At 73.6% G+C, this 26,148-nt stretch carries 26 protein-coding genes; 14 read left to right on the forward strand and 12 right to left on the reverse strand.

Annotation, left to right across the window (positions count from 1 at the left end; genetic code table 11):
- The first annotated feature begins 162 nt into the window (after window positions 1-162).
- On the forward strand, window positions 163-591 hold the full coding sequence (locus IF23_RS0108115; protein ID WP_030281356.1) for an ATP-binding protein: 429 nt from the start codon (window positions 163-165) through the stop codon (window positions 589-591).
- A 16-nt stretch (window positions 592-607) separates the two neighbouring features.
- Here IF23_RS0108115 and IF23_RS0108120 read toward each other — a convergent pair whose 3' ends face one another.
- Both IF23_RS0108120 and IF23_RS0108125 read right to left on the reverse strand, forming a co-directional pair.
- Window positions 608-1,072 carry a C40 family peptidase gene (locus IF23_RS0108120; protein WP_030281357.1) on the reverse strand — a complete coding sequence of 155 codons (465 nt, stop codon included), beginning with the start codon at window positions 1,070-1,072 and terminating at the stop codon, window positions 608-610.
- A 636-nt stretch (window positions 1,073-1,708) separates the two neighbouring features.
- Window positions 1,709-2,650: a M28 family metallopeptidase gene (locus IF23_RS0108125; protein WP_030281358.1), complete on the reverse strand. Its 942-nt coding sequence runs from the start codon at window positions 2,648-2,650 to the stop codon at window positions 1,709-1,711.
- A gap of 524 nt (window positions 2,651-3,174) precedes the next feature.
- On the opposite strand from IF23_RS0108125, the gene IF23_RS0108130 reads away from it, so the two are divergent.
- The 6 genes from IF23_RS0108130 to IF23_RS0108155 all read left to right on the forward strand — a co-directional run bounded on the left by IF23_RS0108130 (window position 3,175) and on the right by IF23_RS0108155 (window position 7,851).
- The gene (locus tag IF23_RS0108130; RefSeq protein ID WP_030281359.1) at window positions 3,175-3,477 is read left to right on the forward strand and encodes an urease subunit gamma; all 303 of its coding nucleotides are present in this window, start codon (window positions 3,175-3,177) and stop codon (window positions 3,475-3,477) included.
- 17 nt (window positions 3,478-3,494) lie between these two features.
- Window positions 3,495-3,806, forward strand: a complete 312-nt coding sequence (locus tag IF23_RS0108135; RefSeq protein ID WP_030281360.1) for an urease subunit beta — start codon at window positions 3,495-3,497, stop codon at window positions 3,804-3,806.
- Window positions 3,799-5,520 carry an urease subunit alpha gene (locus IF23_RS0108140; protein WP_030281361.1) on the forward strand — a complete coding sequence of 574 codons (1,722 nt, stop codon included), beginning with the start codon at window positions 3,799-3,801 and terminating at the stop codon, window positions 5,518-5,520. The genes IF23_RS0108135 and IF23_RS0108140 overlap by 8 nt, the downstream gene beginning before the upstream one ends.
- Before the next feature lie 51 nt (window positions 5,521-5,571).
- Complete coding sequence (locus tag IF23_RS0108145) at window positions 5,572-6,246, forward strand: urease accessory protein UreF (RefSeq protein WP_030281362.1); 675 nt, start codon at window positions 5,572-5,574, stop codon at window positions 6,244-6,246.
- A 76-nt stretch (window positions 6,247-6,322) separates the two neighbouring features.
- Window positions 6,323-7,024 (forward strand): urease accessory protein UreG, encoded by a 702-nt coding sequence (gene ureG / locus IF23_RS0108150; RefSeq protein WP_030281364.1) that lies wholly within the window; start codon window positions 6,323-6,325, stop codon window positions 7,022-7,024.
- Window positions 7,021-7,851, forward strand: a complete 831-nt coding sequence (locus tag IF23_RS0108155) for an urease accessory protein UreD (RefSeq protein WP_030281366.1) — start codon at window positions 7,021-7,023, stop codon at window positions 7,849-7,851. The genes ureG and IF23_RS0108155 overlap by 4 nt, the downstream gene beginning before the upstream one ends.
- Window positions 7,852-7,914: 63 nt before the next feature.
- On the opposite strand, the gene IF23_RS0108160 is transcribed toward IF23_RS0108155, so the two are convergent.
- The 4 genes from IF23_RS0108160 to IF23_RS0108175 form a co-directional block, all read right to left on the reverse strand.
- On the reverse strand, window positions 7,915-8,289 hold the full coding sequence (locus tag IF23_RS0108160) for a roadblock/LC7 domain-containing protein (protein ID WP_030281368.1): 375 nt from the start codon (window positions 8,287-8,289) through the stop codon (window positions 7,915-7,917).
- A gap of 112 nt (window positions 8,290-8,401) precedes the next feature.
- Window positions 8,402-8,791: a roadblock/LC7 domain-containing protein gene (locus tag IF23_RS0108165; protein ID WP_030281369.1), complete on the reverse strand. Its 390-nt coding sequence runs from the start codon at window positions 8,789-8,791 to the stop codon at window positions 8,402-8,404.
- A 58-nt stretch (window positions 8,792-8,849) separates the two neighbouring features.
- Complete coding sequence (locus IF23_RS31940) at window positions 8,850-10,229, reverse strand: hypothetical protein (RefSeq protein ID WP_051739414.1); 1,380 nt, start codon at window positions 10,227-10,229, stop codon at window positions 8,850-8,852.
- Window positions 10,230-10,343: 114 nt separating this feature from the next.
- Window positions 10,344-10,730 (reverse strand): hypothetical protein, encoded by a 387-nt coding sequence (locus IF23_RS0108175; RefSeq protein ID WP_030281373.1) that lies wholly within the window; start codon window positions 10,728-10,730, stop codon window positions 10,344-10,346.
- A gap of 540 nt (window positions 10,731-11,270) precedes the next feature.
- On the opposite strand from IF23_RS0108175, the gene IF23_RS0108180 reads away from it, so the two are divergent.
- The 6 genes from IF23_RS0108180 (at window position 11,271) to IF23_RS0108205 (ending at window position 20,104) form a co-directional block, all read left to right on the forward strand.
- Window positions 11,271-12,908 carry an alpha/beta hydrolase gene (locus IF23_RS0108180; protein ID WP_030281375.1) on the forward strand — a complete coding sequence of 546 codons (1,638 nt, stop codon included), beginning with the start codon at window positions 11,271-11,273 and terminating at the stop codon, window positions 12,906-12,908.
- Window positions 12,909-13,097: 189 nt separating this feature from the next.
- Entirely contained in the window at window positions 13,098-14,075 is a 978-nt protein-coding gene (locus tag IF23_RS0108185; RefSeq protein ID WP_030281377.1) for a LacI family DNA-binding transcriptional regulator, read from the forward strand.
- Window positions 14,076-14,322: 247 nt separating this feature from the next.
- Complete coding sequence (locus IF23_RS0108190) at window positions 14,323-15,072, forward strand: dienelactone hydrolase family protein (RefSeq protein WP_030281379.1); 750 nt, start codon at window positions 14,323-14,325, stop codon at window positions 15,070-15,072.
- Between the two features lie 1,325 nt (window positions 15,073-16,397).
- Complete coding sequence (locus tag IF23_RS0108195) at window positions 16,398-17,771, forward strand: NCS2 family permease (protein ID WP_030281381.1); 1,374 nt, start codon at window positions 16,398-16,400, stop codon at window positions 17,769-17,771.
- A gap of 25 nt (window positions 17,772-17,796) precedes the next feature.
- Window positions 17,797-19,521 carry an adenine deaminase C-terminal domain-containing protein gene (locus tag IF23_RS0108200; protein WP_030281383.1) on the forward strand — a complete coding sequence of 575 codons (1,725 nt, stop codon included), beginning with the start codon at window positions 17,797-17,799 and terminating at the stop codon, window positions 19,519-19,521.
- A 166-nt stretch (window positions 19,522-19,687) separates the two neighbouring features.
- Window positions 19,688-20,104, forward strand: coding sequence for an SSI family serine proteinase inhibitor (locus tag IF23_RS0108205; protein ID WP_030281385.1), 417 nt, complete (start codon window positions 19,688-19,690; stop codon window positions 20,102-20,104).
- 19 nt (window positions 20,105-20,123) lie between these two features.
- On the opposite strand, the gene IF23_RS34355 is transcribed toward IF23_RS0108205, so the two are convergent.
- From IF23_RS34355 to IF23_RS0108230, 5 genes are all read right to left on the reverse strand, one after another.
- Window positions 20,124-20,282 carry a hypothetical protein gene (locus tag IF23_RS34355; protein WP_030281387.1) on the reverse strand — a complete coding sequence of 53 codons (159 nt, stop codon included), beginning with the start codon at window positions 20,280-20,282 and terminating at the stop codon, window positions 20,124-20,126.
- Between the two features lie 100 nt (window positions 20,283-20,382).
- Window positions 20,383-21,333, reverse strand: coding sequence for a cytochrome c oxidase assembly protein (locus IF23_RS0108215; protein ID WP_030281389.1), 951 nt, complete (start codon window positions 21,331-21,333; stop codon window positions 20,383-20,385).
- 119 nt (window positions 21,334-21,452) lie between these two features.
- Window positions 21,453-22,478, reverse strand: coding sequence for a 6-phosphofructokinase (locus IF23_RS0108220; protein ID WP_030281391.1), 1,026 nt, complete (start codon window positions 22,476-22,478; stop codon window positions 21,453-21,455).
- Between the two features lie 168 nt (window positions 22,479-22,646).
- Window positions 22,647-23,375, reverse strand: a complete 729-nt coding sequence (locus IF23_RS0108225) for a type 1 glutamine amidotransferase (protein ID WP_030281393.1) — start codon at window positions 23,373-23,375, stop codon at window positions 22,647-22,649.
- Window positions 23,376-23,404: 29 nt separating this feature from the next.
- Window positions 23,405-24,643 carry a MurT ligase domain-containing protein gene (locus IF23_RS0108230; protein ID WP_030281395.1) on the reverse strand — a complete coding sequence of 413 codons (1,239 nt, stop codon included), beginning with the start codon at window positions 24,641-24,643 and terminating at the stop codon, window positions 23,405-23,407.
- Between the two features lie 189 nt (window positions 24,644-24,832).
- Here IF23_RS0108230 and def point away from each other — a divergent pair, with 189 nt between their 5' ends.
- Window positions 24,833-25,390 (forward strand): peptide deformylase, encoded by a 558-nt coding sequence (gene def / locus IF23_RS0108235; RefSeq protein ID WP_030281397.1) that lies wholly within the window; start codon window positions 24,833-24,835, stop codon window positions 25,388-25,390.
- Window positions 25,391-25,420: 30 nt separating this feature from the next.
- Here the strand turns inward: def and IF23_RS0108240 are convergent, their stop codons facing one another.
- Entirely contained in the window at window positions 25,421-26,065 is a 645-nt protein-coding gene (locus IF23_RS0108240) for a TetR/AcrR family transcriptional regulator (RefSeq protein ID WP_030281399.1), read from the reverse strand.
- Window positions 26,066-26,148 lie beyond the last annotated feature (83 nt).

A 26,148-nucleotide genomic window follows, 5' to 3' on the forward strand; every position in this document is an offset into this window, starting at 1 on the left:
GCGAGAGATATGGGCATTTCGTGGTGGATGGCGGGGCGTACCGGCAGCATGGACCGCCGGTCCGCACCCCGGCGTGCGCGGCCGACTCGGTGACCGAGCGGCGTCCCGCCTCCCGCCCGTGCGCCGGATCCGACCCCCGTTGGGAAGAAGGACGGCACCGCGATGGCAGATCACCAGGAATCCACCCTGACCCTCCCCGGCACACCGGAGTCGGTCGCCGCCGCGCGCAGGCACGTTTCCGCGGTGCTCGGCGCCTGGGGTCTGGACCGGGCCGCGCCGCTCGGCGACGCGGTCCGGCTGATCGTCTCCGAACTCGCCACCAACGCCGTCCGGCACACCGGCGACACCTCCCCGTACTTCACCGTCGCCCTGCGGCTCGACCGCGACGAGACGCTGACCGCGGGGGTCACCGACCGTGACCCCCGGCCGCCGCGGCGGCTCGCCGCCGATCTGTGCCGGGACGGTGGCCGCGGGCTGCTCATCGTCGGCCTGCTGGCCGCCGAGTCCGGGGGAGAGGTGGCGACGGTGGCGGAGCCGGGCGGCGGCAAGACCGTCCGGGTGCGGCTGCCGTGGCCGCCCGCCGGGGAGTGACGGGCGGCCACACCGCTCAGCCGACCCGGCCGTACGACACCGAGCCGGTCCAGATCTTCTCCAGCCGGACGACGGTGCCGGTGCGCGGCGCATGCCAGATGCGGCTGTGACCGGCGTAGATCCCGACGTGGTAGACGCCCCCGCCGCCATGGAAGAAGACCAGGTCACCGGCCTTGCGGGCGGTGGCGCGGATGTGCCGGGTGCGGTTGTACTGCGCGGCGGCGGTGCGGGGCAGGCTCCGTCCGGCGCGCTTGAAGGCGTACTGCGTCAGCCCCGAGCAGTCGAAGCGGTGCGGCCCCCGGGCGCCGTACTGGTAGGGCGCGCCCTTCTTGGACGCGGCGATCCGGACCGCCGTGGCGGAGACGGAGGTGGCGTCGGCGCCCGGGGGGAGCGCGACGGTCGCGCCGACGGTGGCGAGTGTGAGAGCGGAGATGGTTCCGGCGCGGGCGACCGCGGCCGGCACATGCATGCGCACAGTCATGCGCAAACCCTTCGTCAGCCGCCTGCGAAGGAAGACCTGTCGGGTTCGGGCAGGCGAAGGTGCCCGGCCATGCGTACGGCTTCACCCCAAGGGACCCGTCGGCGCGGGGCGTGTGCCCCGCGCCGTGGTCCCGTCGTGCTCGGGTCCTCCGCTCCTGCCGGTGCGTCCGCGTCGACCTGACGTCCGGGACGGCGGCAGGATTCGGCGTCCGCCCGGACCGCCCCGCCGCTGCGGCGGGGGCTTGTCGTCCAGGGGATCGTCACGCATCGGGCGGCCGGATTCCGCGCCGAAATGACGGAGTGTGACATTGGTCACAAATGTGGCAATTGGTACTTTCGGGGTGTCCGGTGGTGGCCGCCGGATCCGGCCGCGCGCCCCGGACCAGCGGGAAAGCGTCCGCACGCGGTGCGCTTCGCACCGGGGTTCCGCAACGCGACGCCCCCGCGGAGGCCCGGAACCGGCTGGTCCGTGCGGGCGAGCCCGGTCGGGCGAGGGGCGTCGGGCGCGGCCGTCCCCGGGGCGGTGGCGTGCGGTGTCCGGCCGCCGCCGGGACAGGCCGCGGCCCGGCCGCCGGGAGGGCGACCGGGCCGCGGCCGGCCGGGTGGGGCCGGTCGGTGGTGCGTGGGGCGCGGAAGGTCAGGAGCTGAGCTCCCAGATCGCGTGGGCGATGGCGTTGGTGTGGTTCTCCAGCGCCTTGTCGTCGATGTTCTTCGCGGTGTCGCAGGCCTCGTGGTAGCAGGCGTCGAACGCCTTGCCCGCCTCGCCGCCCCACGCCTTGGCCTGCGCGTCGGTCTTGATGTAGTCGGCGCCGGAGAACAGCCCGCCGACCGGGACCCCGGCGTCCTTGAACGGCGCGTGGTCGGAGCGGCCGTCGCCCTCGGTCTCCTTCTCGGTGGCGATGCTCTTGGAGGCGAAGTAGTCCTTGAAGACCTTCTCCAGCCGGGTGTCGTCGTCGTAGACGAAGTAGCCCGGGTTGGGGGAGCCGATCATGTCGAAGTTCAGGTACGAGTCGAACTTCGCGGTGTCGGCGCCGAGCGAGTCGACGTAGTGCGAGGAGCCGACCATGCCGTCCTCCTCGTCGCCCCACCAGCCGAACCGCAGGTGCTTGGTGGGCTTGAGGTCCGCCTTGGCGACCGCGAGCGCGACCTCCAGGATCCCGGCCGAACCGGAGCCGTCGTCGTTGATGCCGGGGCCCGCGGGGACGGAGTCGAGGTGGGCGCCGGACATCACGGTCTTGCTCTCGTCGCCGCCGGGCCAGTCGGCGATGAGGTTGGCCCCCTTCTCGCCGCCGCTGGTGAACTCCTGGACCTTCGTGGTGAACCCGGCGGCGTCCAGCTTGCCCTTCACGTAGTCGAGCGACTGCTGGTACCCGGCGGTGCCGTGGGCGCGGGTGCCGTTGTTGGCGTCGGCTATGGACTGGAGCTTGGCGAGGTCGGCCTTGACGTCGGCCACCGGGATGTCGGGTGCGGCGGTCGGCGCGGTCGCCTGGGCGCTGGCCGCGACGCCGAGCAGTCCGACGACGGCGGCGCAGGCGCCGGTGGCGAGGGTGAGGCGACGGGTACGGGCGGTGCGAGTCACGGTGTGGCTCCGATACTGGTGTGGGGGGTGGTGCGGAGCGTTTGACGCGCACATGAGGATCGTGAGCGATCTCCGCCCCGTCAAGAGCGGATACCGGACAGTGGTGTTCGTCGAGCGGTGGCGGGTCCGGATTGCCCGGAGCATCCAATTCGCCGCACCCGGCATGGGGTGTCCGATCGGTCCGGCGGGTGTTCCGGGATGTGGAATTCGCCACCGTATTCCGGCTGTCGGGAATTTCCGGCGTGAGAAATCCGGAAGGGAAATTCGGTTGCCACTCGGTAACTCCCGGTAAGGGAGGCGCCCACTCTCCAGCGCTGAGAAGGGTTCCGCAGGTGGCCGGGCATGTAACGCCACGGAAATGGGACCGAACTAGCCTCTGTGCGGTGGGGTGTTGATGACCTCTTGCTGAGGGGTGGTTTGCTTTCCCTTTAGTCGCTGTGTGATACATCTACCCATACGGGCGTGTCCACGCCTGTGACCTGGGCGAACGCATACCCGGGCAGGAAGTCTGTGAGGTGGAACGTATGCAACTGACCCCGCATGAGCAGGAACGCCTGATGATTCATGTGGCAGCCGACGTGGCCGAAAAGCGACGAGCACGGGGGCTGAAGCTCAACCACCCGGAATCCATAGCGCTGCTGACCGCCCACATCCTCGAAGGGGCACGCGACGGCCGCACGGTCGCCGAGCTGATGTCCTCCGGGCGCCAGGTACTCGGCCGCGACGACGTCATGGACGGCGTCCCCGAAATGATTCACGACGTGCAGGTCGAGGCCACCTTCCCCGACGGCACCAAGCTCGTCACCGTTCACGAACCCATCAACTGACCGCGGGAGAGCAGAACATGATCCCGGGACAGATCCTCTACGCCGACGAGCCGGTCCGCCTCAACGAAGGCCGCCCCCTCACGCGCATGACCGTCCTCAACTCCGCCGACCGCCCCGTGCAGGTCGGCTCCCACTACCACTTCGCCGAGGCCAACCCGGGCCTGGCATTCGACCGTGCGGCCGCGCACGGCCTGCGGCTCAACGTCGCCGCGGGCTCCGCCGTGCGCTTCGAGCCCGGCATTCCCACCGAGGTCGAGCTGGTCCCCCTCGCGGGCAAGCGGATCGTCGCCGGGCTGCGCGGTGAGACCGGAGGCACCCTCGATGGCTGAGCTTTCCCGCCAGGACTACGCCGACCTGTTCGGCCCCACGACCGGCGACCGGATACGCCTCGCCGACACCGACCTGGTCATCGAGATCGAGGAGGACCGCAGCGGCGGTCCCGGTCGCGCCGGTGACGAGGCCGTCTTCGGCGGCGGCAAGGTCATCCGCGAGTCGATGGGCCAATCCCGCGTCACCCGCGCCGAGGGCGCCCCCGACACCGTCATCACCGGCGTCGTCGTCCTCGACCACTGGGGCATCGTCAAGGCGGACGTCGGCATCCGCGACGGCCGGATCACCGCGCTGGGCAAGGCGGGCAACCCCGAGACGATGGACGGGGTCCACCCCGACCTCGTCATCGGCCCGGAGACCGAGATCATCGCCGGTAACGGCAAGATCCTCACCGCCGGTGCCATCGACACCCACGTCCACTTCATCTGCCCCCAGCAGGTGGACGAGGCCCTCGCCTCCGGCGTCACCACCCTCGTCGGCGGCGGCACCGGCCCCGCCGAGGGCAGCAAGGCCACCACCATCACCCCCGGCGCCTGGCACATCTCCCGGCTCCTGGAGTCGATGGACAATCTGCCCGTCAACATCGGTCTGCTGGGCAAGGGCAACACCATGTCCGCCGACTCGATGCGCGACCAACTGCGCGCCGGGGTCCTCGGCTTCAAGATCCACGAGGACTGGGGCGCCACCCCCGCCGTCCTCGACGCCTGCCTGAACATCTGTGAGGAGAGCGGCGCCCAGCTCGCGATCCACACCGACACCCTCAACGAGGCGGGCTTCCTCGGCGACACCATCGCGGCCATCGCCGGGCGCTCCATCCACGCCTTCCACGTCGAGGGCGCGGGCGGCGGTCACGCCCCCGACATGATCGCCATGGTCTCCGAGCCGAACGTGCTGCCCGCGTCGACCAACCCGACCCGGCCGCACACCGTCAACACCGTCGAGGAACACCTCGACATGCTGATGGTCTGCCACCACCTCAACCCGGCGGTCCCCGAGGACCTCGCGTTCGCCGAGTCCCGCATCCGGCCCTCGACCATCGCCGCCGAGGACATCCTGCACGACCTCGGCGCCATCTCGATCATGTCCTCGGACGCCCAGGCCATGGGCCGTATCGGCGAGGTCGTGATGCGCACCTGGCAGACCGCGCACGTGATGAAGAAGCGCCGCGGCCTGCTGACCGGCGACACCGTCGCCGACAACACCCGCGCCCGCCGCTACGTCGCGAAGTACACCATCAACCCGGCCGCGGCCCAGGGCATCGACCACGTCATCGGCTCCGTCGAGGACGGCAAGCTCGCCGACCTGGTGCTGTGGGACCCGGCGTTCTTCGGCGTCAAGCCGCTGCTCGTCATCAAGGGCGGCCAGATCGCCTACGCGCAGGTCGGCGACGCCAACGCCTCCATCCCCACCCCGCAGCCGATCCTGCCGCGCCCCATGTTCGGCGCGATCGGCAAGGCCCCGGGCAGCAACTCCGTCAACTTCGTCTCCGCGCAGGCGGTCGAGGACGGTATCGCCGACCGGCTCCCGCTCGCCAAGGCGTACGAGCCGATCCGCAGCACCCGGTCCGTCACCAAGGCGTCGATGCGCAACAACGACGCCCTGCCGCGGGTCCACGTGGAGCCGGACACCTTCACGGTGACCATCGACGACGAGGTGGTCGAGCCCGCCCCCGCCGCCGAACTCCCGATGGCCCAGCGCTACTTCCTCTTCTGACGTGGCGCAGGTGACCTCATCCATGAACGGCACGCACCCCGGAGGCCCGCGATGAACCGCGCCGCCCTCATGGTGCTCGCCGACGGCCGCTTCCCCGCCGGAGGGCACGCCCATTCCGGCGGGGCGGAGGCCGCGGTGGCGGCCGGCCGTATCACGGACGCCGCCTCGCTGGAGGCTTTCTGCCGCGGCCGGTTGCACACCGCCGGGCTGGTCGCGGCGGGGCTCGCCGCGGCCACCGCGGCGGGCGGCGACCCGCTGGCCCTCGACGACGCGGCGGACGCCCGTACGCCGGTCCCGGCGCTGCGCACCGCCGCCCGTCGGCTGGGCCGCCAGATGATGCGGGCGGCCCGGGCGGCCTGGCCGTCGGCGGAGCTGGACGCGCTGGCCGCGGCCCGGCCGCGCGGCGCCCACCAGCCGGTGGTGCTGGGCCTCGCGGCCCGCGCCGCCGGGCTGACGCCGCTGGATGCCGCGTACGCCGTGGCGTACGAGAACGTCAGCGGTCCGGCGACGGCCGTGGTCCGGCTGCTGAGCCTGGACCCGTTCGACGCCACCGCCGTCCTCGCCCGCCTCGCCGACGACCTCGACCGGCTCGCGGCCGACGCCGCGGCGGCCGGGGCCCGCTATCCGGCGGAGGGGCCGCGGATACTGCCCGCCGCGTCGGCGCCGCTGCTCGACATCACCGCCGAGCAGCACGCCGCCTGGCCGGTCCGCCTCTTCGCCTCCTGACCCACCGCCGCCGGGAGCCACCTGCTCCCGGCGGCCCACCGGCGCCTCGCGCGCCCGCACGACTTACGGAGTTTGTATGCACCTCGACCACGAACTCGACGAGATCTTCCCGCACCGCCACACGTACAGCGCGGCGGCGCCCACCCGCCCCGACGGGACCCGCCGCGCCCTGCGGATCGGGCTGGGCGGCCCGGTCGGCACCGGCAAGACCGCCACCGTCGCGGCCCTGTGCCGGGCGCTGCGCGACGAACTCTCCCTCGCGGTCGTCACGAACGACATCTACACCCGTGAGGACGCCGAGTTCCTGCTCCGCGAAGCGGTCCTGCCGGGTGAGCGGATCAAGGCGGTGGAGACCGGCGCCTGCCCGCACACCGCGATCCGCGACGACATCTCCGCCAACCTCGAAGCCGTCGAGGATCTGGAGGACGAGGTCGGTCCGCTCGATCTGATCCTCGTCGAGTCCGGCGGCGACAACCTCACCGCGACCTTCTCCAAGGGACTCGTCGACGCCCAGATCTTCGTGATCGACGTGGCGGGCGGCGACGACATCCCCCGCAAGGGCGGCCCCGGTGTCACCACCGCCGACCTGCTGATCGTCAACAAGACCGACCTCGCGCCCTACGTCGGCGTCGACCTGGAGGGCATGGCCCGCGACGCCAAGGCGCAGCGCGGCGAACTCCCCGTGGTGTTCACCAACGTCAAGTCCGAGGGCGGCGTCACCCCCGTCGCCGCCTGGGTCCGCGACCGCCTCGCCGACTGGACCACGAGCGCCGCATGATCACCGCGCCCACCACCCGGCCGTCCGGCGACACCCTCTCCGCCGCCGGACTGCGGGCCACCGCCCGCATCCTCGCCCGCACCGACGCGCAGGGCGTCACCCGGCTGCCCGTCCTGGACGGTTCCGGGCCGTTCGCGCTGCGTCGGCTCGGCTTCCCGGGGCCGCAGGCCCGCGTCTGCATGGTGGGCGCGATGAGCGCCCCGCTCGGCGGTGACCGGCTGGCGATCGAGGCCACCGCCGAGGCCGGGGCGCAGCTCCATCTCACCGCGGCCGCCGCCACCGTCGCCCTGCCCGGCCGCACCGGCGACGCCGCCACCTACGACGTCCGGCTGACCATCGGCGACGGCGCCCGCCTCGACTGGCTGCCCGAGCCGCTGATCTGCGCCGAGGGCAGCGACCTGTGGATGACCACCACCGTCGAACTGGCCCCCACCGCCCGCCTCGTCCTGCGCGAGGAACAGGTCCTGGGCCGTACCGACGAACGCACCGGCAGGCTGCACAGCCGACTGACGGTCATCCGCGACGGCCGCACCCTGCTCGACCAGGAGACCGCCTACGGCCCCGGCGTACCCGGCTGGGACACCTCCGCCGTCCTCGGCGGCCACCGCGCGATCGGCCAGCTCCTGGTCGTCGGGCCGGAGTACGAGGACGCCGAGCAGCGGGTGCGGTTGCTGGGCGGGGCCGCGCCGGAGCGGCTGGACACGGGCGGCGGGCAGGGCGTACTGGCGCCGCTGACCGGGCCCGCGGTCCTCGCCACCGCCGTCGCCCCGGACGCCCTGCGGCTGCGCACCGTCCTCGACGAGGCGGCCCGGAACCTGCCGGGCTGAGCCGCCGCTCTCCGGTCTCCGTGCGCCACGGCCCACGGAGACCGGGACGTGCTCCCCGGCCGCTCAGACCTCCAGCACCTCCTCGACCCGGGCGAGCCGGTGCCGGGCGAGCGCGAGATTGGCGCGCTTGCGGTCGAGCACCAGGTACAGGAAGAGCCCGGCGCCGTGGCGCCCGGTCACCGGCCGGAGCAGGTGGTACTGGGAGGTGAGCGTGATCAGCATGTCCTCGATGGAGCCGGTGAGTTCCAGCATCTCCATCGTGCGCAGCTTCGCGCGGACGAGATCGGTGTTGCCCGCCGCGGCGACCTCCATATCCAGTGAGTTGCTGCCGCCGAGCGCCGCCAGCGTCATCCCGCTGGTGTGATCGACGAGGGCGATGCCGATGACGCCTTCGATGGTCGACATCGCATCGGCGAGGGCGTTTTCCATGGATGCCATAACGGTGCACACCTTTCTGGGTACGGGTTGCGGCGGGGCGGGAGGAGCAGGGCCCGGACCGGGCCCCGGGGGAGCGACGACCGGGGAGAACGGGGCGGGTGCGGCGGCGGGATCAGGACGGGTCCGGGGCGGGCGCCTCGTCCACCAGCGCGCCGATGCGCTCCGCCGCCTGCCGGGCCTGGAGGTGGAGCCGCCCCACGTTGATGTCCGGGCCACCCACCGTCGTCAGCACCGCCCGCGCGCCCGCCGCGTACGCCGCGACATAGCCGTGTGTGCCGCGGGTGAGGGTCTCCTCGAAGCCGCCCTGACCGGTCGCCTCGGTGAGCCGCTTGGCGACGCCGATGGCCGCCGCGGTGAGCGCGGCGAGGGCGTCCGGTTCGATGTTCCGCAGATCGTGGGCGATGACCATGCCGTCCGCACTGGCCACCATGCCGCCGCGGAGATGGCGCACCTGGTCGCGCAGCGCGTGCAGTTCGTCCCGCACCCTGGGCTGTATCGTCATCAGTCTCCTCTTCTCGGCACGCCGTGCGAAGGCGCGTCTCACGGGTCGTCACAACGGTTCACAGGTTCTCCTCCAGTGCCGTACGCAGGCGGGTGAGGAGGGTGACATCGGGGTCGGCGGTCTCCGGCAGTCCGGACGGCAGCCCCGGCACCCCGGCGGCCGGCTGCGGCTCCCGCTCCCGCGCCTCCTCCAGGCACACCCCCGGCCGCCGCCGCGGCAGCGTGCCCGGCGCCTCGCCGCCGTCGTCCGCGGCGGAGTGCGTCGGCCGCTCCGTGTCCCGCTCCCGCCCGGCGGCCCGCGGCGCCGCTCCGCCGCTCCGGCCGCCCGCCGGGGTACGGGTCGGCAGCCCGCCATCGCGGCCACCGGCGCCGCCACGCGTCGGCAGCGGCGGTGTGGTGCCCGACCGCTTGTCCGGACCGCTCCGCTCCCGCCCGGCCGTGCCGGAACGCTTCTCCCCGCCGCTGCGCGGCCGCCCGGACCCACCGGGCCGTGTGGTCCCGCCACCGCTGCGGCCCGCGGGCCTGCCGCCGGACGCCTCCGGGGCGCCGGACGCGTCCGCGCCGCCGGTCTTCGCCGCGCGGCCGGTGCTCTTCCCGCCACCCGCCGCCGGGCCGCCACCCGTCTTCCTGCCGCCGGTGGTCGCCTTGCCGGCGGAGGACGCCGGACGTCCCGCGGCCGACGTCCCGCCGCCCGTCTCCGCACCGCCGGACGGGTCCGTACCGCCGGTCGTCCCCGTGCCGCCCGCGGTCGCCGTGTCGGCGGCGGCTGTTCCCTCCGGCAGCACGATCAGCCCGCCCGCCGCCAGCCGCCGGACCTCCACCAGCGTCCAGAACACCGAGTGGCCCAGCGTCTGGGCGAGCCCGGCGGGGGTGCGCCGCCCGTCGGCGCCGCCCAGCAGCAGCCGGGCCCGCCAGCCGGGACCGTCCTCGCGGCGGGTGTCCGGTGCCAGGACGACGGGCGCGCCGTCCACCGCCGCCCAGGTCCGCCAGGCGTCCAGCTGCGCCCGGCGGGCGGCGACCGCCCGCAGCAGCGCGGCGACGCCCACCTGCCGTACGGCCGCCGGGCAGTGCTCCGCCCCGGACGTGAATGAGGTGCCCTCCGCGGGCAGCGGCAGCACCAGGAACGCCGCGTCCAGCAGCACCGTCAGATGGCGGATCTGCCGGAGCACCAGACTCTCCGGCCCGGTGGCCCGCGCCTGCCCGCCCGCCCCGCCGCGGGCCGTCCGGCCCTGCCGCGGACGGCGTGGTCGTCCGCCCTCGCGGGGCGGTGCGGGTGCGGCGGATCCGGGCAGGTCGTCGCACTCCACCCAGGAGACCGCACCGTCGCGCAGACGGATGCGGCCGCCGGGGAAGTGGAGTGCGCCGGTGGCCCGTTCGGCGGCGAGTCGCGCGAGCGGGCCGTCCGGTCCGGTCGGGGGAGTGGAGGCGGACTGGCCCATGGCGTTCCCCTAGCGTGTCCGGTCGAGCGGTACCGGGGCCGGGAGCGGCCCCGCGCACCGTCGGGTGCCAGGGGCCGCCAGGCGTGTCGCGGCGGCGCGGGAGAGCCCGCGCGGTCAGCCCGGCACGAGCCCGGCCGCCAGATCGTGCAGCCGCCTGCGTGCGACGGCCAGATTGGCCCGCTCCCGGTCCAGATACAGGTACAGGTAGGTCTGACTGTCGAAGGCGGTGTGGACGAAGCGGATGAGGTGGTAGCCCCCGGCGGCGGTGAGGATCAGGTCTTCCAGACCCGGTCGCGCCCCGTCGGCGCCGGAGTCGAAGGTGGCGCTGCGCTGGACCGCCTGGACGACCTCGGCGGTGTCCGCGGCCGCGGCGTCGTGGTCGTTCCCCGGCGCCCGGCCCGCGGTGCCGAGGGACAGCCCGCTGGTCCAGTCGATCAGCCCGGCGCCGAGAACGCCGGGGATACCCATCGCCTCGGACAACACCTGATCGATACCCGGCACGCGGAACTCCTTCTCGGTCACGGGACGGAGGCGAAACGCCGACAGCTCTCCCCGCACGGCTGGCACGGAGGAGAGCCCGCTTGAAGGCTACTCACCGTGCGCGTTCCGGCACAGAGGCGGAACGTACATGACGGACGATTGACGCGTTCTGGTCCGTCGCGCGGCGCCGCGGGCACCCAGCGTGACGGTGCCCGCCGCGCATCAGACGCCGAACAGGCCGTTCTCCCTGGCCGGTTGCCCATGCGCCGCCCCGGAAACGCCCCCGGAGCGCCGCGAAACGCGGGGGCGACGACGGATTCCGGCCGTGCTGGAACCATCCCGGCCACCACTGTCCGTAACGGCAGGGGAGGAAGGTCCGGGAGGTGGCGGGTGGGGCGGAAGGGAGGGGGTGCACATCCCCCATCTCCCTCACGATTCCTACAGATTGATAAAGAAATGATGTTCGAATCTTCTCCTGGTGGGGTGCGGGACGGCAGGATCCCCCTAGTCATGCCGTGATCAGCCGCCATGTGCGGCGCACCCTGCAGGGGGAACCACCACGTGAGAAGAACAGCAGCACTCGGCGCCGCCGGAACCCTGGTGGCCGGGACGCTCCTCGCCGGAGCCGTCACCGCCACCCCCGCCACCGCCGGTGAGCGCCACCCCGCCTCCTCCGCCGCGGACCGCGGAGTGCGGACCGCCGCCGCCCGCGCCGCCGCCGCGGGCGTCAACTGGCAGGACTGCCCCGCCGACTGGGGCCTGAAGGCCCCGATCCAGTGCGGCTACGTCACCGTCCCCGTCGACTACGCCCGCCCCGACGGCCGCACCATCAAGATCGCCGTGGACCGGGTCGGCAACACCGGCGGCAAGGACGCGCGACAGGGCGCCCTGATCTACAACCCCGGCGGCCCCGGCGGCTCCGGAATGCGCTTCCCCACCCGCGTCACCGGCGACAACCCGCTGTGGAAGAAGACCTCCGCCGCCTACGACTTCGTCGGCTTCGACCCGCGCGGCGTCGGCCACTCCGCCGCCATCTCCTGCGTCGACCCGCAGGAGTTCGTCAGCGCCCCCAAGGCCGACCCGGTCCCCGGCAACGAGGCGGACAAGCGCGCCCAGCGCAAGCTCGCCAAGGAGTACGCCGACGGCTGCGCCGCCCGCAGCGGCGACCTGCTGCCCTACCTCACGACGCCCAACACCGCCCGCGACATGGACGTCATCCGCGCCGCGCTCGGCGAGAAGAAGCTGAACTACCTCGGCGTCTCCTACGGCACCTACCTCGGCGCCGTCTACGGCACGCTCTTCCCGGACCACGTCCGCCGGATGGTCGTCGACAGCGTCGTCAACCCCGCGCGCGAGAAGGTCTGGTACCAGGCCAACCTCGACCAGGACGTCGCGTTCGAGACCCGCTGGGGCGACTGGAAGAAGTGGGTCGCCAAGAACGACGCGACCTACCACATCGGTGACACCCCCGAGAAGGTCCAGGCGGAGTGGGAGAAGCTGCGCGCGGGCGCCAAGAAGAAGCCCATCGGCGGCCTCGTCGGTCCCGCCGAGCTGATCGGCTTCTTCCAGCAGGCGCCCTACTACGACTCGATGTGGGCACCCGCCGCCGAGGTGTGGAGCGCCTACCGCGCCGGTGACGAGAAGCCGCTGGTCGAGAACGCCGGTCCGAACCTCAAGGACACGGCCGGGAACATCGCCGCCGAGAACAGCAACGCGGTCTACACCGCCGTCGAGTGCACCGACACCAAGTGGCCCACGAACTGGCGCACCTGGGACCGTGACAACACCCGCGTCCACGCCCAGGCGCCCTTCATGACCTGGGCGAACGCCTGGATGAACCTGCCCTGCGCGACCTGGTCCGCCAAGCAGCAGCGCCCCGTCGACGTCAAGAGCGGCAAGGGCCTGCCGCCGGTGCTGCTCGTCCAGAGCACCCGCGACGCCGCCACCCCGTACGAGGGCGCGGTCGAGCTGCACAAGCGGTTCGCCGGTTCGCGGCTGATCACCGAGAAGGACGCCGGTTCGCACGGCGTCACCGGTCTGGTCAACCCCTGCATCAACGACCGGGTCGACGCCTACCTCCTGGAGGGCAGGACCGACGCCAAGGACGTGACGTGCGCCCCGCACGCCACCCCCGAGCCCGCCAAGAAGAGCGTCAAGGCCGCCGCCGTGGGCGCGAGCGACCTGCCCGCCATCCCCTGACCGGCACAGCCGTACGGCGCGGGCGTCCCGGACCTCTCCGGGGCGCCCGCGCCCGCGCGTTGCGGCCCCGGCGGGTGCCCCCGGACGCCCGGGGAACCGGTTTCAGAGAGCGGTTGCACTAGCATCGGACGCCCGGACCGCGCACCCGCGCCGACGTCCGGCCGACGCCCGGCCGCAAGGAGGCAGCAGATGGCGACACTCGCGGACGTGGCACGCGCGGCCGGGGTCTCCAAGGCCACCGCCTCGCGCGCGCTGACCCGCCCGGAGATGGTGACGGAGGCGACCCGCGCGAAGGTACGGGCCGCCGCGGCGAGCCTCGGCTTCCAGCCCAACCGCAGCGCCCGCGCGCTGACCACCGGCCGTACCGGGCTGATCGGCCTGATCGTGCCGACGCTGGCCAACCCCTTCTTCTCCCCGCTGGTCCTCGGCGCGCAACGCGCCGCCGAGGAGGCCGACGCCCATCTGCTCATCAGCGTCTCCGAGGCGGACGCCGACCGGGAGGCGGCGCTCGCCGCGCGCCTGGGCGAACAGGCCGACGGCGTCGTCATGGTGGCGCCCGTCGGCACGGACGCCGCGCTGCGCGAGCACGCCCGGCAGCGCCCGCTGATCCTCGTCGACCGCCGCGTCGGCCGGTTGCCCGCCGTCGTCCTCGACGCCGAGGAGGGCGCCACCCGCCTCGCCGACCACCTCCTGGAGCTGGGCCACCGCGACCTCGCGTACATCTCCGGCCCGCCCGGCTCCTGGTCGGACACCCACCGCCGGGCGGCCCTCGCCGAACGGACCGCCGCCGCCGGAGCCCGTCTGCACGTACGGGGCCCGCTGCCGCCCACCTTCGACGCGGGCATCGCCGCCGCCTCCCGGCTCCCCGCCGAGGCCACCGCGGTGCTCGGCTACAACAGCTATCTCACCCTCGGTCTGCTGCACGGTCTGCGCGCCGCGGGCCGCCGGGTCCCCGACGACCTGAGCGTCGCGGCGGGCGACGACCTCACCGCCTTCGCCGCCACCGACCCGCCGGTCACCGCGCTGGCCCTCCCCGTCGAGGAGGCGGGCGCCACGGCTGTGCGCCGCCTCCTCGACCTGTGCGCCGGAACGGGCACCCGCACCACCACCCGGCTCGCGCCCCGGCTGGAGGTCCGCGCCTCCACGGGGCCGCCGGGAGACCGCTGAACGCCCGGCGGACGGCCCGTCACCACCCCGGTGAACGGGGCCCGTCCGGCGGCTGACGTTCCGGAGCGGCGGGCTTCCGGCCCGTACGCTCGGGACGGACCACGGCCGTGCCCGACCGGCCGCCACCGTTCTTCTCGTCGCTCCACCCGTGAGGTCGCCGACCGGTCGCGCGCCGAGGTGATCTCCTGGACACCTCATCCCTGACCGGGGCTGCGCACCGACGCCAGCCCGAGGAAGGAACGCCACCATGCCTCTCACCCCGCTGCGGATCCCCACCCCGGACGGCGTGGCCGACGGCTTCGCCGCCTTCCCCGAGGGCGGCGGGCGGCACCCGGGAGTGCTGATGTACCCGGACGCGTTCGGCGTACGGCCCGTCCTGCGGACGATGGCCCAGGAACTGGCCGATCACGGTTACTACGTCCTCGTCCCCAACCTCTACTACCGCACCCGCCCGGCGCCGGTGTTCGAGCTTCCCGAGCACATCGACGAGGAGTCGCGGCCCGCGCTCTTCGGGCAGATCATGCCGCTGATGCAGGAGCACACCACCGAGCGCGTTCTGCGGGACGCCGCGGCCTATCTGCAGTTCCTCACCGCACAGCCCGAGGTCGCCCCCGGGCCCGTCGCCACGATCGGCTACTGCCTGGGCGCCGTCCTGGCGATGCGTACCGCGACGGCCCACCCCGACCAGGTGGCCGCCGTCGCCGGGTTCCACCCCGCGGCGCTGGTCACCGACGCCCCCGACAGCCCGCACCGTCTGGTGCCCGAGCTGACCGCCCGGGTCCACATCGGTCTCGCCGAGGGCGACATGACCCCCGAGGCGAGGGAGGAGTTCAACCGGGCGCTGGACGCCGCGGGGGTCCCGTACACCACCGAGGTCTACCCGGGCGTCGCACACGGCTTCACCATGTCCGACACCGCCGTCTTCGACGCCGCCGCCTTCCAGCGCCACTGGGACCGGCTGCTGCCGCTGCTCGACGCGGCTCTGAGCAAGAGCTGACCCCGCGGACGGCCGCGGCGTCCGCGAGGCGCCGCGGCCGTACCCCGCGTTCACCGACCGGGCCGCGGGGCGCGCCGGTCGTCGAGGTGGACGGTCAGATCCGGCCAGTGCGCGCGCCACCGGGCCGTCTCGTCGCCGGTCGGCGTCCACCGGGGCCCCGAGGGTCTCGTCCGGCAGGAAGTGGACCAGGGTCCCCGTGGTGCCGTCCGCCGGGATCGGTTCCAGGCCGGTCACCGGTACGCCGTGTGCGTACCGCCGCCGCCAGGCGCCGTTGGCGCGGCGGTTGGTGTGCCGCAGCCACCGGCTCAGCGCCGCGACGGTGGACATGCCCCGGCGCGGCTGCCCGTCCGGCAGCAGCTCCGCCCCCGGGGCGTCGAAGAAGCGCAGGTCCTTCGTGGCCATGACCGGCTTCTGCACCGCCCGCCCGTCCTCGTCGAACCGGGTGTCCGTGCCCCGACCGTCGTCCGCCACCGCGACGGAACCGTCGGGGTACAGGGTGACCACACACCGCCCGCCACCCCGGCTCGCCGCCTCGTCCGCGGCGTGGGCGAGCACCTCCAGAACGAGATGGACCGGCCCGCCCGGGGCGAACCCGGCGGGGTCGCGGCGGATGAGCGCCAGATGCTCGGCGTCCACGGTGGCGTCCCAGTCGTGGGTGGTGCGGGGCCAGGGGCGCTTCGCACCGGGCGCGGGATTCGGGCAGGCGGTCATGGGGGCTCCCGTTCGGGCTGTCGGTGGTGGATTTCCGGTGGGGAAGTGCGGGGGTGCTTCCGCGCTCACCTGGGGACGGGGTCGGTGAAGCCCGGCTCGCGGGGGCGCGGAAGGCGGGGCGTGCGGGCGGCCTTGCTCCGCCGGGGCGGTGCGAACCCGCACCGGTACAGTCCCGGGCAGCGGTGCGCCATCGGCGGCCTGTGACGGTCGGCCCTCCGCCTCCGTCCCCGCCCGGCCTCCGCCGCCCCCGCCCGCCGTCGGCCGCCCGACATCGGCGCTGACGAGCACCGTGACGCCCCGCCGGTACGACGCTCCCGCGCGCACACCCGCATCCACCGGCTCCCTCCCCTCCATCTCATTCCCCCGCCCGCAACCACATCGCGGCTCCGCGCGCCCCGCGGTGCCCCTGTCCGCCCACGGAAGGCAGTACCCACCGACCGCGGCGGAAGCCCGTATCGCGGCGCCCGCCCCCTCCGCTCCCGGCTGGATCTTCCCTTGACGCCGCCCCGCATGGCATGCTGTCTGCAACCGGTCTCTGCAACCGGTTGCACGACGCTCAGCGGTCGACCCGGGGCACACTTTCCGGGTCCGCCCCGTCCTCCTCCGAGGTGTTCATGCCCCGTACCGACGCCCGCGCCGCCGACCCGACGGCCCCGGCACCGCCGGAATCCCCGGCGCCCGCCGCACTCCTGGAGCGGCTCTTCCGGGTGCGGGAGCGCGGCAGCACCCCGCGGACCGAGGCGCTCGCGGGGCTGTCGATGTTCGTGGCGGCCGCCTACGCCGTCGTCGTCGTGCCCAGCCAGCTCGCCAAGGCCGGGGTCCCGCACGGCGCCGCCACCACCGCCGTCCTCATCGCGATCGTCCTGGCGACGCTGGCCATGGGCCTCGTCGCCAACCTGCCCTTCGTCGTCGCCCCGGGGCTCGGCGGCGTCGCGCTGCTCGCCGTCACCATCGTCGGGCAGGACAAGGTCCCCTGGGACGCCGCGCTCGGCATGGTCCTCTGGTCCGGCGTCGCCTTCCTGCTGCTGACCGCGCTCGGCATCCGTGACCTCGTCACCCGCATGATGCCGCTCCACCTCAAGTACGCCATCAGCGGCGGCCTCGGCCTCTACATCGCCCTGATCGGCTTCCGCGACAGCGGTCTCGTCAAGGCGCGGCCGGACAGCGCCGCCCTCACCGTCGGCGACCTCGCCTCGCCGACCGGACTGCTGGCCCTCGCCGGACTCGTACTGCTCACCGCGCTCGCCACCCGCAAGGTCCCCGGCGCGTTCCTGATCACCATCGCCGTGATCACCGTCGCCGGAATCCCGCTCGGCGTCACCCACCTGCCCGACCATCTGCTGGCCCTGCCGGACAGCCCGGGACCCGCGGTCTTCCACATCGACGTCCTCGGCGCCCTCAAGCCTGAGTACTTCCCGTACATCTTCGCCTTCTTCGTCTCCGAGTTCTTCTCGATGACCGGCACCCTGCTCGCCGTCGCGGGCCGCGCCGGGCTCACCGACGCGGACGGCAACCTCCCCGGTGTGCGCAAGCCCTTCTACGTCGACTCCGGCGCCGTCATCGGCGGCGCGGCCCTCGGCGCGCCCAGCATGACCGCCTACCTGGAGTCCTCGGCGGGCGCCGACAGCGGTGCCCGTACCGGCCTCGCCTCGGTCTGGGCGGCGCTCGGCTTCGCCGCGCTGCTCCTCGTCACGCCGTTCGCCACGCTGATCCCGTCGGCGGCCACCGCACCGGTGCTGATGTACGTCGGTCTGACCATGCTCGGCACCCTGCGCAAGATCGACTTCACCGATCCGACCGACGCCGTCCCGGCCGCCCTGACCGTCGCCACCACCCTCTTCTTCGGCAACTTCGGCACCGGCATCGCGGTCGGCCTGACCGCCCACGTCCTGGTCAAGGCGGTCTCCGGACGCTTCCGCGAGATCCCGTGGGGCCTGTGGATCGTCCTCATCCCGCTCGGCTACTACTTCTACACGCTCGCCGCCTGACCCACCCGTACGAGGAGAAACGCCCATGACCTCCCCCCGCCCGCACGACCTGAGGATCAGCGGCGGCCAGGTGGTGTCCAGCTTCACCGGTGAGCGGTTCGCCGCCGACGTGCTGATCCGCGACGAGCTGATCAGCGGCGTCCTGCCGCCCGGCACCCCGGCCGACGCCCGCGACCGGCTGGACGCCACCGGACTGCTGATCGCGCCCGGCTTCGTCGACGCGCACATGCACATCGAGAGCTCGTTCCTCACCCCGCAGACCTTCGCCGCCCTCACCCTGGCCCGCGGCACCACCACCGTCCTCGCCGACCCGCACGAGATCGTCAACGTCGCCGGTGCCGCCGCGATGCGCTGGATGATCGACGCGGGCGCCACCACCGCCCAGACCCAGCTGTGGGGCGTCCCCTCCTGCGTCCCCGCCCTGGAGGGCCTGGAGCACGCCGGGGCGAGCCTGGACGCCGACGCCGTCGACGAGATGCTCGGCTGGCCCGGCGTCATCGCCCTCGGCGAGGTCATGGACTACCGCGCCGTCGTCGGCGACGACCCCCGGATGCGCGATGTGGTCGGCGCCGCCCGCCGCCGCGGCATGATCCTCGACGGCCACTGCCCCAACCTCAGCGGCGCCGACCTCAGCGCCTACCTCGCCACCGGCGTCGACTCCGACCACACCAAGAACCGCACCGAGGTGATCCTGGAGAAGGCCCGCCTGGGCATGCTGATGATGCTCCAGGAGAAGTGCCTGCTCCCCGAGGTCGCCCAGGCGCTCCTGGCGCTCCCGCAGCTCCCGCCGTTCTGCCTGGTCACCGACGACCTCGCGGCCGACCACATCCTGACCCACGGCCACCTCGACCACATCGCCCGCGTCGCCGTCCGCGCCGGACTCCCCGCCGAGGCGGTGCTGCGCGCCCTGACCTGGAACCCGGCCCAACGGCTGCGCCTGTACGACCGGGGAGTGGTCGCCCCGGGCAAGCGCGCCGACCTCGTCCTCCTCCGCGGCGAACTGGCCGCCTTCGACCCGGCGGTCGTCCTCGCCGGCGGCCGGGTCGTCGCCCGCGACGCCGTCGCCGTACCGGAGACGGCCGTCCCCGCCGCTTCCGCCGCCGAGCCCGACGCCCTCACCGGCACCGTCCACGTCGAACCGCAGGACGCCGACGGCTTCCGCTGGCACACCGACCTCCCCGACGGCACCCACCGCTTCCGCGCCCTGCGCCTCAACCCCCGCGACACCTACACCGAGGAGGACGCGCTCGACCTGCCGGTCCGCGACGGCGAGGTCGAGTGGGAGGGCCGCGCCACCGTCGTCCGGGTCCGCAACCGCTACGGGCGCGCCGGACGCGTCTTCGCACCGCTGCTGGGCCGCACCCTCACCGACGGCGCGCTGGCCACCACGTACGCCCACGACAGCCACAACCTCGTCACCATCGGCACCTCCCGCGCCGCGATGGCCGCCGCCGCACAGGACGTCGTCGCCTCCGGCGGCGGGGTGGCCGTCGCGCACGGCGACACGGTGGCGGCGAGCCTGCCGCTGCCGGTCGGCGGCGTGATGTCGCCCGCGCCCGCCGAGGAGACGGTCCGCCGCTCCCGGGCGGTCCGCGCCGCCCTCGACGCCTGGGGCTGGGACCACCTCAACCCCTTCATGAGCGTCTCCACCCTCACGCTCGCCGTCTCCCCGAGCCTGAAGATCACCGACCGGTCACTGGTGGACGTGGTCCGCCGCACCCCCGTCGGCCCGCTCGCCGACACCGCCTGACGGGCCGCCCGCGCCCGGGGCGCCGTCCGGGCGACCGCACGGCGAGCCCGCTTGCCGCCTGGCCCCGCGCACGGTGCGCTGAGGCGGATACGGGCGCGCCCGGCCCACCACGGTCGGCCGGGCGCGCCCGGTGCCGCCCACCCCCACCAGCGCCCAGGAGACGCCCATGCCCGTCAGCCGACGCCGCCGCGCGGCCCGCGCCGCCGCGGTCACCGCCGCCGCCCTCGTCACCGCGGTGGCCGTGGCCCCCGCCACGCCCGCCGACGCCGCCACCCCCGAAGAGGACCGGGGCGTCTTCCTCACCGTCTCGGACACCGCCCACACCTGGATCCGCGGCGTCCTGCTGCGCTGCCCCGACGGCCGCGACCACCATCCGCGGCACGACGCCGCCTGCGCCGCGCTGACCTGGGCCCGCGGCGACCTCGACGCCCTGCGCGGCGAACCGCACGCCTGCACCAAGGAGTACGACCCGGTGACGGTCACCGCCGAAGGCGTCTGGCGGGGCGCCCACCTCGACTGGGAGCGCACCTTCGCCAACGCCTGCACCATGGACGCCGCCACCGGGCCGCTCTTCCGCTTCTGAACGTCCGGCGCCCCGCGCCTCACCCGTGGGTGGTCACCACCATCGCCGCCGTCACCAGCGCCACCACCACCCAGCTGAGCCACACCCACGGACTGCCGCCCAGCGCCACGCTGTACGCGGTCGCCACCACCAGCCCGCCGACGGTGAGCCCGGTCATCGTCCTCGTGGATCCGTTCATCGGCGTACCTCCTCACGGTGCCCGCGGCACAAAGGCGGCGGGCCGCGGCCTGGGACCCATCGTCCCCGGCCGCGGCCCGCACCGCCATCCGTCCGCCGTGTCAGCGCCCGCGCGCGTGCAGCGACGCCAGATACGCGTTGTAGTCCGCCAGGTCCTGATCGCCGTTGCGGTCCGCCGCCCGGTCCGCCCGCTGCGACTGCCGCGCCTCGGAGCGGTACCACTGGTAGACCAGCGCGATCAGCACCACCACCGACGGGATCTCACTGAACGCCCAGGCGATACCACCGGCCGCCGACTGGTCGGAGAGCGCGTCGATGCCCAGCGAGGCCGGCGGGTTCAGATAGGTCTTCACCATCGGCTCGGTGCCCATCATCAGCGCGATGCCGAAGAACGCGTGGAACGGCATGCCCGCGAACAGCTCCAGCATCCGCATCACGTAGCCGGGCCGGTGCGGCCCCGGGTCCACGCCCATGATCGGCCAGAAGAACACCAGGCCCACCGCCAGGAAGTGCACCATCATCGCGATGTGCCCCACCCGCGACCCCATCAGGAAGTCGAAGAGCGGCGAGAAGTAGAGCGCGTAGAGGCTCGCGATGAACAGCGGGATGGTGAACGCCGGGTGCGAGATGATCCGTACGTACCGGCTGTGCAGGAACGCCACCAGCAGCTCCCGCGGCCCCTTGCGGCCCCGCCCGGCGGCCGGGAGGGCCCGCAGCGCCAGCGTCACCGGCGCTCCGAGCAGCAGCAGGATCGGCGACAGCATGGAGATCACCATGTGCTGCACCATGTGCACGCTGAACATGACCATGCCGTAGTCGTTGAGCTTGGTGCACATCACCAGCGCGACGGTCAGGACACCGATGACCCAGGCGATCGTCCGTCCGACCGGCCAGGCGTCACCGCGCCGCCGCAGCCGCACCACCGCCCAGCCGTACAGCGCCAGCGCCAGCAGGGAACCCACGAGAAAGAACGGATCACCGCCGAACTCCATCCCCCGCCCCAGCGTGAACGGCGGCAGATCCATCGTCATGCCGTGCCCGCTGTGATCCATCCGCTCGCTCCTGATTCGTACCGATACTCCGGCGACCAGACTAGAACCGCCCCCGGCGCCTGCCTCGGCCGGGGGCGGTTCACCCGGCGCGCCCGGGGGCGCCGCCGGTCACCGCACGGTCACAGCACGCACTCGGCCTCGGCGTAGCGGTCGCCGGGCACCGTCTTCAGCGTCTCGACGGCCTCGGCCAGCGGCACCAGCGTGATGTCCGTCCCGCGCAGTGCCGTCATCATCCCGAACTCCCCGCGGTGTGCCGCCTCCACCGCGTGCCAGCCGAAGCGGGTCGCCAGCACCCGGTCGTACGCGGTCGGCGTCCCGCCGCGCTGCACATGGCCGAGGATCACCGGACGGGCCTCCTTGCCGAGGCGGTGCTCCAGCTCCCGGGCCAGCTGCCGCGCCACCCCGGCGAACCGCTCGTGCCCGTACATGTCGGTGTCGCCGACCTCGAACCGCATCGATCCCTCGCGTGGCTTCGCGCCCTCGGCGGCCACCACGATCGCGAACTTCTTGCCCGCCGCGAACCGCTCGCCGACCCGCTCGGCCAGCTCCTCGATGTCGAACGGCCGCTCCGGCACCACGATCGCGTGCGCGCCCGCGGCCATCCCCGAGTGCAGCGCGATCCAGCCGGTGTGCCGCCCCATCACCTCGACGATCAGCACCCGCTGATGCGACTCGGCGGTCGTCTTCAGCCGGTCCAGCGCCTCCGTCGCCACCCCCACCGCGGTGTCGAAGCCGAACGTCACATCGGTGACCGCGATGTCGTTGTCGATGGTCTTCGGTACGCCGACGATCGGCAGCCCGGCGTCCGACAGCAGCCGCGCCGCCTTCAGCGTGCCCTCGCCGCCGATCGGGATGATCGCGTCCAGCCCCAGGTCGGCGACGTGCCCGCGGGCCCGCTCCACGCCGTCGCGCAGATGCGCCGGTTGCACCCGGGACGAGCCGAGAATGGTGCCGCCCAGCGCCAGGATGCCGCCGACCGCGTCCAGATCGAGCTTGCGGTAATCGCACTCCAGCAGGCCCTTCCAGCCGTCGTGGAAGCCGATGACCTCGTCGCCGTGGTCGGCCGTGGCGCGATGGACGACGGAGCGGATGACGGCGTTCAGACCGGGGCAGTCGCCGCCGGAGGTGAGTACACCAATACGCATGCCAGAAACCCTCTGCAACTCAACCGGGGGGCCCGGACCCCGTCGTCCGGTGGGATGGCGCTCACCCTACAAGCGCGGCGCCCCCACGCACACGTACGCCCGCAGTGCGGGACTGCGGGCGTACGGGAGGGGGCGGGGCCGCGCGGGAGGTGCTCCGCGCGGGCGCCGTCAGCTGGTCGCGGTCGCGGCGGCGATCCGCTCCTGCCGCAGCGCCTCGTACCACCGGTCGTCGGCCGGCGGCAGGGCGTTGACGTCCAGGGCCAGCTTCAGCAGCAGGTCCGCGATGTGCGGGTTACGCGCCATCACCGGGCCGTGCATGTAGGTGCCGAAGACGGTCTCCTGCCAGGCGCCCTCGAAGCCGTCGCCGACGCCGTTGCCGTTGCCGAAGCGGACCTTCGCGAACGGACGGGCCGTCGGACCCAGGTGCGTGACGCCCTGGTGGTTCTCGAAGCCGGTCAGCGGCGGGAGGTTGAGCTGCGGGTCGATGTCGGCGAGGACGTCACCGACGCACCGCTCCGCCTCGCCGCGGGTGCTCACCACGTCGAGGAGGCCCAGACCCTGCTGCTGCTTGTCCTGGTCGTTGATGAACTCGTGACCGAGGATCTGGTACCCGGCGCAGACCGAGAAGACGATCGCGCCGTTGGAGACGGCGCGGTTCAGCCCGCCGTCGCGCAGCAGCCGCTCGGCCGCCAGCCGCTGCGGCCGGTCCTCACCGCCACCGATCAGGTAGATGTCACCGGAGGTGGGGATCGGCTGGTCGGACCGTACGTCGAGGCGCTGCACGTCCAGGCCGCGCTGCCGGGCCCGGCGCTCCACGACCAGCGCGTTGCCCTGGTCGCCGTAGGTGCTCAGCAGGTCCGGGTAGACCCACACCAGCCGCAGGCTGTTGTCGCTCATTCTCGCTCGTCCTTGTCTTTCCATCGCCGTCAGTTGCCCACGTGCCGACGCAGGTCCTGGAAGGCCGTGTAGTTGGCGATGACCTCGATCCGGCCGGGCGGCGCCATCTGAACCGCCTGGTCGAGGTTGTCGCAGACCTCGAAGTCGAGCCCCGCGACCTCCAGGCGGACCGCGAGGTCCAGCTTCCGGTCGCCCAGCACGAACAGCGGGTGCCCGGCGAGGCGGGTGTAGTCGACGTCCCACAGCCAGGAGGTGTCGGTGCCGTCCGCGCCGCGGGCGTTGACGGACATGATCACCGGCGTGGGCGGCGGGTCGATCAGCGAGAACGTCTCCAGCCAGCCGGCCGGGTTCTTCGCCAGCAGCAGCCGCAGCTCGCGCTCCATGTACGACACCACGTCGTACCGGCCCGCGACCGCCTGCACGCTGTACATCCGCTCCAGCGCCACCTGCGGGGGCACGCCGAAGGCGGCGGCCACCGCGGCGGACGTCGTCGCGTTCGCCTTGTTGGCGCGGCCGGGCAGCTGCAGCTTGATCGGCCAGGCGCTGCCGTGCGGGTCGAGGACGTAGTCGCCCGACAGGGCCCAGCTGGGCGTGGGGCGGCGGAAGCCGCACTCACCGCAGAACCAGTCGTCGTCGGGGCGCTGCATCACACCGCCGCACGACGGGCACGACCAGGCGTCGTCCTTCCACTCCTGACCGGCGGCGACCCACACCACGTTCGCCGACGAGGACGCCGCCCACACGATGAGCGGGTCGTCGGCGTTGGCGATGATCAGCGCCTTGGAGCCGGAGAGGCCCTCGCGCCAGTGCTCGGCCAGCATGCGGGTCTCCGCGGCGCGGTCGAGCTGGTCACGCGAGAGGTTCAGCAGCGCTATGGCCTTGGGCGTGACGTCCCGCGCCACCCCGGCGAGGTACTTCTCGTCGACCTCGATGACGCCGAACTTGGCGTCCGAGCCGCCCGCCAGCGCGGAGGTGATCCCCGCGGGCATGTTGGCGCCCAGCGCGTTCGAGACCACCGGGCCACCGGCCCGCAGCGCCTCGGCGATCAGCCGGGTCGTGGTCGTCTTGCCGTTCGTCGCGGACACGAGCACGACATCCAGATGACGTGCCAGCCGGGCCAGCAGGTCGGGGTCGAGCTTGAGTGCCACCCGGCCGCCGATCACCGATCCGCTGCCGCGGCCCGCCGCGCGCGATACCGCCGCCGCGGCTCTGCCCGCCGTCACGGCCAGCTTGGCCCGCGGCGACAGCGGCTCCGTGTTGCCTGCCATCGTCCTTGATCCTCCTTGCATCCGGCGCCCGCCTGCCCTCCGGGCTGCCGGTGGAACGCCTCCTCCGCGGCCGAGGGCCCGTCCGGAGGCTTCGGTCGGGGATCAGCCTATCGAGATCCGGGCCCGTGCCCGAACCCCGCCACCCCTGCGACGTCATCCACCGCCCCGCGGGACCGTACGCTGGGGCCCATGCCGTCCCGCACCATTCCCGGCCGCACCGGGCAGCCCCGCCCCCTCCGACTCCTCGGAGACCCGGTCCTTTCGGCCCCCTGCCGGGAGGTCACGTCGTTCGACGGCGAGCTGTCCCGGCTGATCGAGGACATGTTCGCGACGATGTACGCGGCCGGGGGTGTGGGTCTCGCCGCCAATCAGATCGGCGTCCCGCTGCGGGTGTTCGTCTACGACTGCCCCGACGACGAGGACCGCCGCCACCTGGGCCACCTCGTCAACCCGCACCTGGCGGGCACGGACGGGCCGGTCGTCCGGGGCCCCGAGGGCTGTCTCTCGCTGCCCGGCATCGAGGCGGGGACCCCGCGCCACGACGAGGCCGCGGTGGAGGGCGTCGACCGGACCGGGGCGCCGGTGCGCGTCGCGGGCACCGGGTTCTTCGCCCGCTGCCTCCAGCACGAGTGCGATCACCTGGAGGGCGGTCTCTACGTGGACCGGCTCACCGGTCTACGCCGCCGCCGCGCGCTGCGCTCCGCGGCCCGCGCCCCCTGGGCGAAGGAGGCGGCGGGCGCCCGCTGACCCCGGGGGCGGTCTCCCGGAGTCCGCGGTTCAGAAGCCGGGGCCGTCCGGCCGGTCCTCGATCGCGGCGAGCTGGCCCCACAGCAGATCCGTCAGGTGGGTCACCAACTGTTCGCGGGAGCAGGGGCGTTCGCGCAGCCACCAGTCACCGGCGGCGTGCATCATGCCGACGATGCCGTGGCCCCAGACGCGGGCCTTCTCCTCACCGGCCGGGCCGAGGGCGAGGCGTTCGCTGATCACCTCCGCCAGTTCCTCGCCGAGGCGGCGCAGCAGCGGGGCGGAGTGCCGTCCGACGTCGAACCCGGACTCGGCGGGCGTCGCCTCGTCGGCCGGGTGCATCAGGAAGCGGTAGACCTGCGGGCGGGTCTCGATGGCGAGGAGATAGGTGTCGAGGGTGGCCTCGACCCGCTCGCGGCGCGGCACCGGGGAGGCCAGCGCCGCCCGCAGTCCGGCCAGCAGTCCGTCGGTGTGGCGTACCGCGAGGGCGCGGTAGAGGCCGCCCTTGTCGCCGAAGTGGCGGTAGAGGATCGGTTTGGTGATCCCGGCCTCGGCGGCGATGGCGTTCATCGACGCCTCGGGGCCGTCGCGCAGGACGATCCGCTCGGCCGCCTCCAGCAGCTCCCGCCGCCGGTCCGCGGTCGTCTGCCGCCTGCCGTCCCGCTCGGTGCTCTCCATCGTCCAGCTCCCCGCCCTTGTGTATCCGTGGTGCTCGCGCAACGTAACACCCGTGCCGCGCGGTGCCTGCCGCCAGCGGGGGA

It is taken from the genome of Streptomyces catenulae (assembly GCF_000718015.1).
GTDB classification, from domain to species: domain Bacteria; phylum Actinomycetota; class Actinomycetes; order Streptomycetales; family Streptomycetaceae; genus Streptomyces; species Streptomyces catenulae.

Bases quoted from the DNA above. Each gene is read 5' to 3' on its own strand.
- IF23_RS0108195 (WP_030281381.1), top strand. From the start codon at position 16,398: ATGCCCCGTACCGACGCCCGCGCCGCCGACCCGACGGCCCCGGCACCG.
- IF23_RS31940 (WP_051739414.1), bottom strand. From the start codon at position 10,229: ATGGGCCAGTCCGCCTCCACTCCCCCGACCGGACCGGACGGCCCGCTC.
- IF23_RS0108200 (WP_030281383.1), top strand. From the start codon at position 17,797: ATGACCTCCCCCCGCCCGCACGACCTGAGGATCAGCGGCGGCCAGGTG.
- IF23_RS0108220 (WP_030281391.1), bottom strand. From the start codon at position 22,478: ATGCGTATTGGTGTACTCACCTCCGGCGGCGACTGCCCCGGTCTGAAC.
- ureG (WP_030281364.1), top strand. From the start codon at position 6,323: ATGCACCTCGACCACGAACTCGACGAGATCTTCCCGCACCGCCACACG.
- IF23_RS0108215 (WP_030281389.1), bottom strand. From the start codon at position 21,333: ATGGATCACAGCGGGCACGGCATGACGATGGATCTGCCGCCGTTCACG.
- IF23_RS0108130 (WP_030281359.1), top strand. From the start codon at position 3,175: ATGCAACTGACCCCGCATGAGCAGGAACGCCTGATGATTCATGTGGCA.
- IF23_RS0108135 (WP_030281360.1), top strand. From the start codon at position 3,495: ATGATCCCGGGACAGATCCTCTACGCCGACGAGCCGGTCCGCCTCAAC.
- IF23_RS0108140 (WP_030281361.1), top strand. From the start codon at position 3,799: ATGGCTGAGCTTTCCCGCCAGGACTACGCCGACCTGTTCGGCCCCACG.
- def (WP_030281397.1), top strand. From the start codon at position 24,833: ATGCCGTCCCGCACCATTCCCGGCCGCACCGGGCAGCCCCGCCCCCTC.
- IF23_RS0108205 (WP_030281385.1), top strand. From the start codon at position 19,688: ATGCCCGTCAGCCGACGCCGCCGCGCGGCCCGCGCCGCCGCGGTCACC.
- IF23_RS34355 (WP_030281387.1), bottom strand. From the start codon at position 20,282: ATGAACGGATCCACGAGGACGATGACCGGGCTCACCGTCGGCGGGCTG.
- IF23_RS0108155 (WP_030281366.1), top strand. From the start codon at position 7,021: ATGATCACCGCGCCCACCACCCGGCCGTCCGGCGACACCCTCTCCGCC.
- IF23_RS0108115 (WP_030281356.1), top strand. From the start codon at position 163: ATGGCAGATCACCAGGAATCCACCCTGACCCTCCCCGGCACACCGGAG.
- IF23_RS0108190 (WP_030281379.1), top strand. From the start codon at position 14,323: ATGCCTCTCACCCCGCTGCGGATCCCCACCCCGGACGGCGTGGCCGAC.
- IF23_RS0108160 (WP_030281368.1), bottom strand. From the start codon at position 8,289: ATGGCATCCATGGAAAACGCCCTCGCCGATGCGATGTCGACCATCGAA.
- IF23_RS0108240 (WP_030281399.1), bottom strand. From the start codon at position 26,065: ATGGAGAGCACCGAGCGGGACGGCAGGCGGCAGACGACCGCGGACCGG.
- IF23_RS0108120 (WP_030281357.1), bottom strand. From the start codon at position 1,072: ATGACTGTGCGCATGCATGTGCCGGCCGCGGTCGCCCGCGCCGGAACC.
- IF23_RS0108185 (WP_030281377.1), top strand. From the start codon at position 13,098: ATGGCGACACTCGCGGACGTGGCACGCGCGGCCGGGGTCTCCAAGGCC.
- IF23_RS0108230 (WP_030281395.1), bottom strand. From the start codon at position 24,643: ATGGCAGGCAACACGGAGCCGCTGTCGCCGCGGGCCAAGCTGGCCGTG.
- IF23_RS0108225 (WP_030281393.1), bottom strand. From the start codon at position 23,375: ATGAGCGACAACAGCCTGCGGCTGGTGTGGGTCTACCCGGACCTGCTG.
- IF23_RS0108145 (WP_030281362.1), top strand. From the start codon at position 5,572: ATGAACCGCGCCGCCCTCATGGTGCTCGCCGACGGCCGCTTCCCCGCC.
- IF23_RS0108165 (WP_030281369.1), bottom strand. From the start codon at position 8,791: ATGACGATACAGCCCAGGGTGCGGGACGAACTGCACGCGCTGCGCGAC.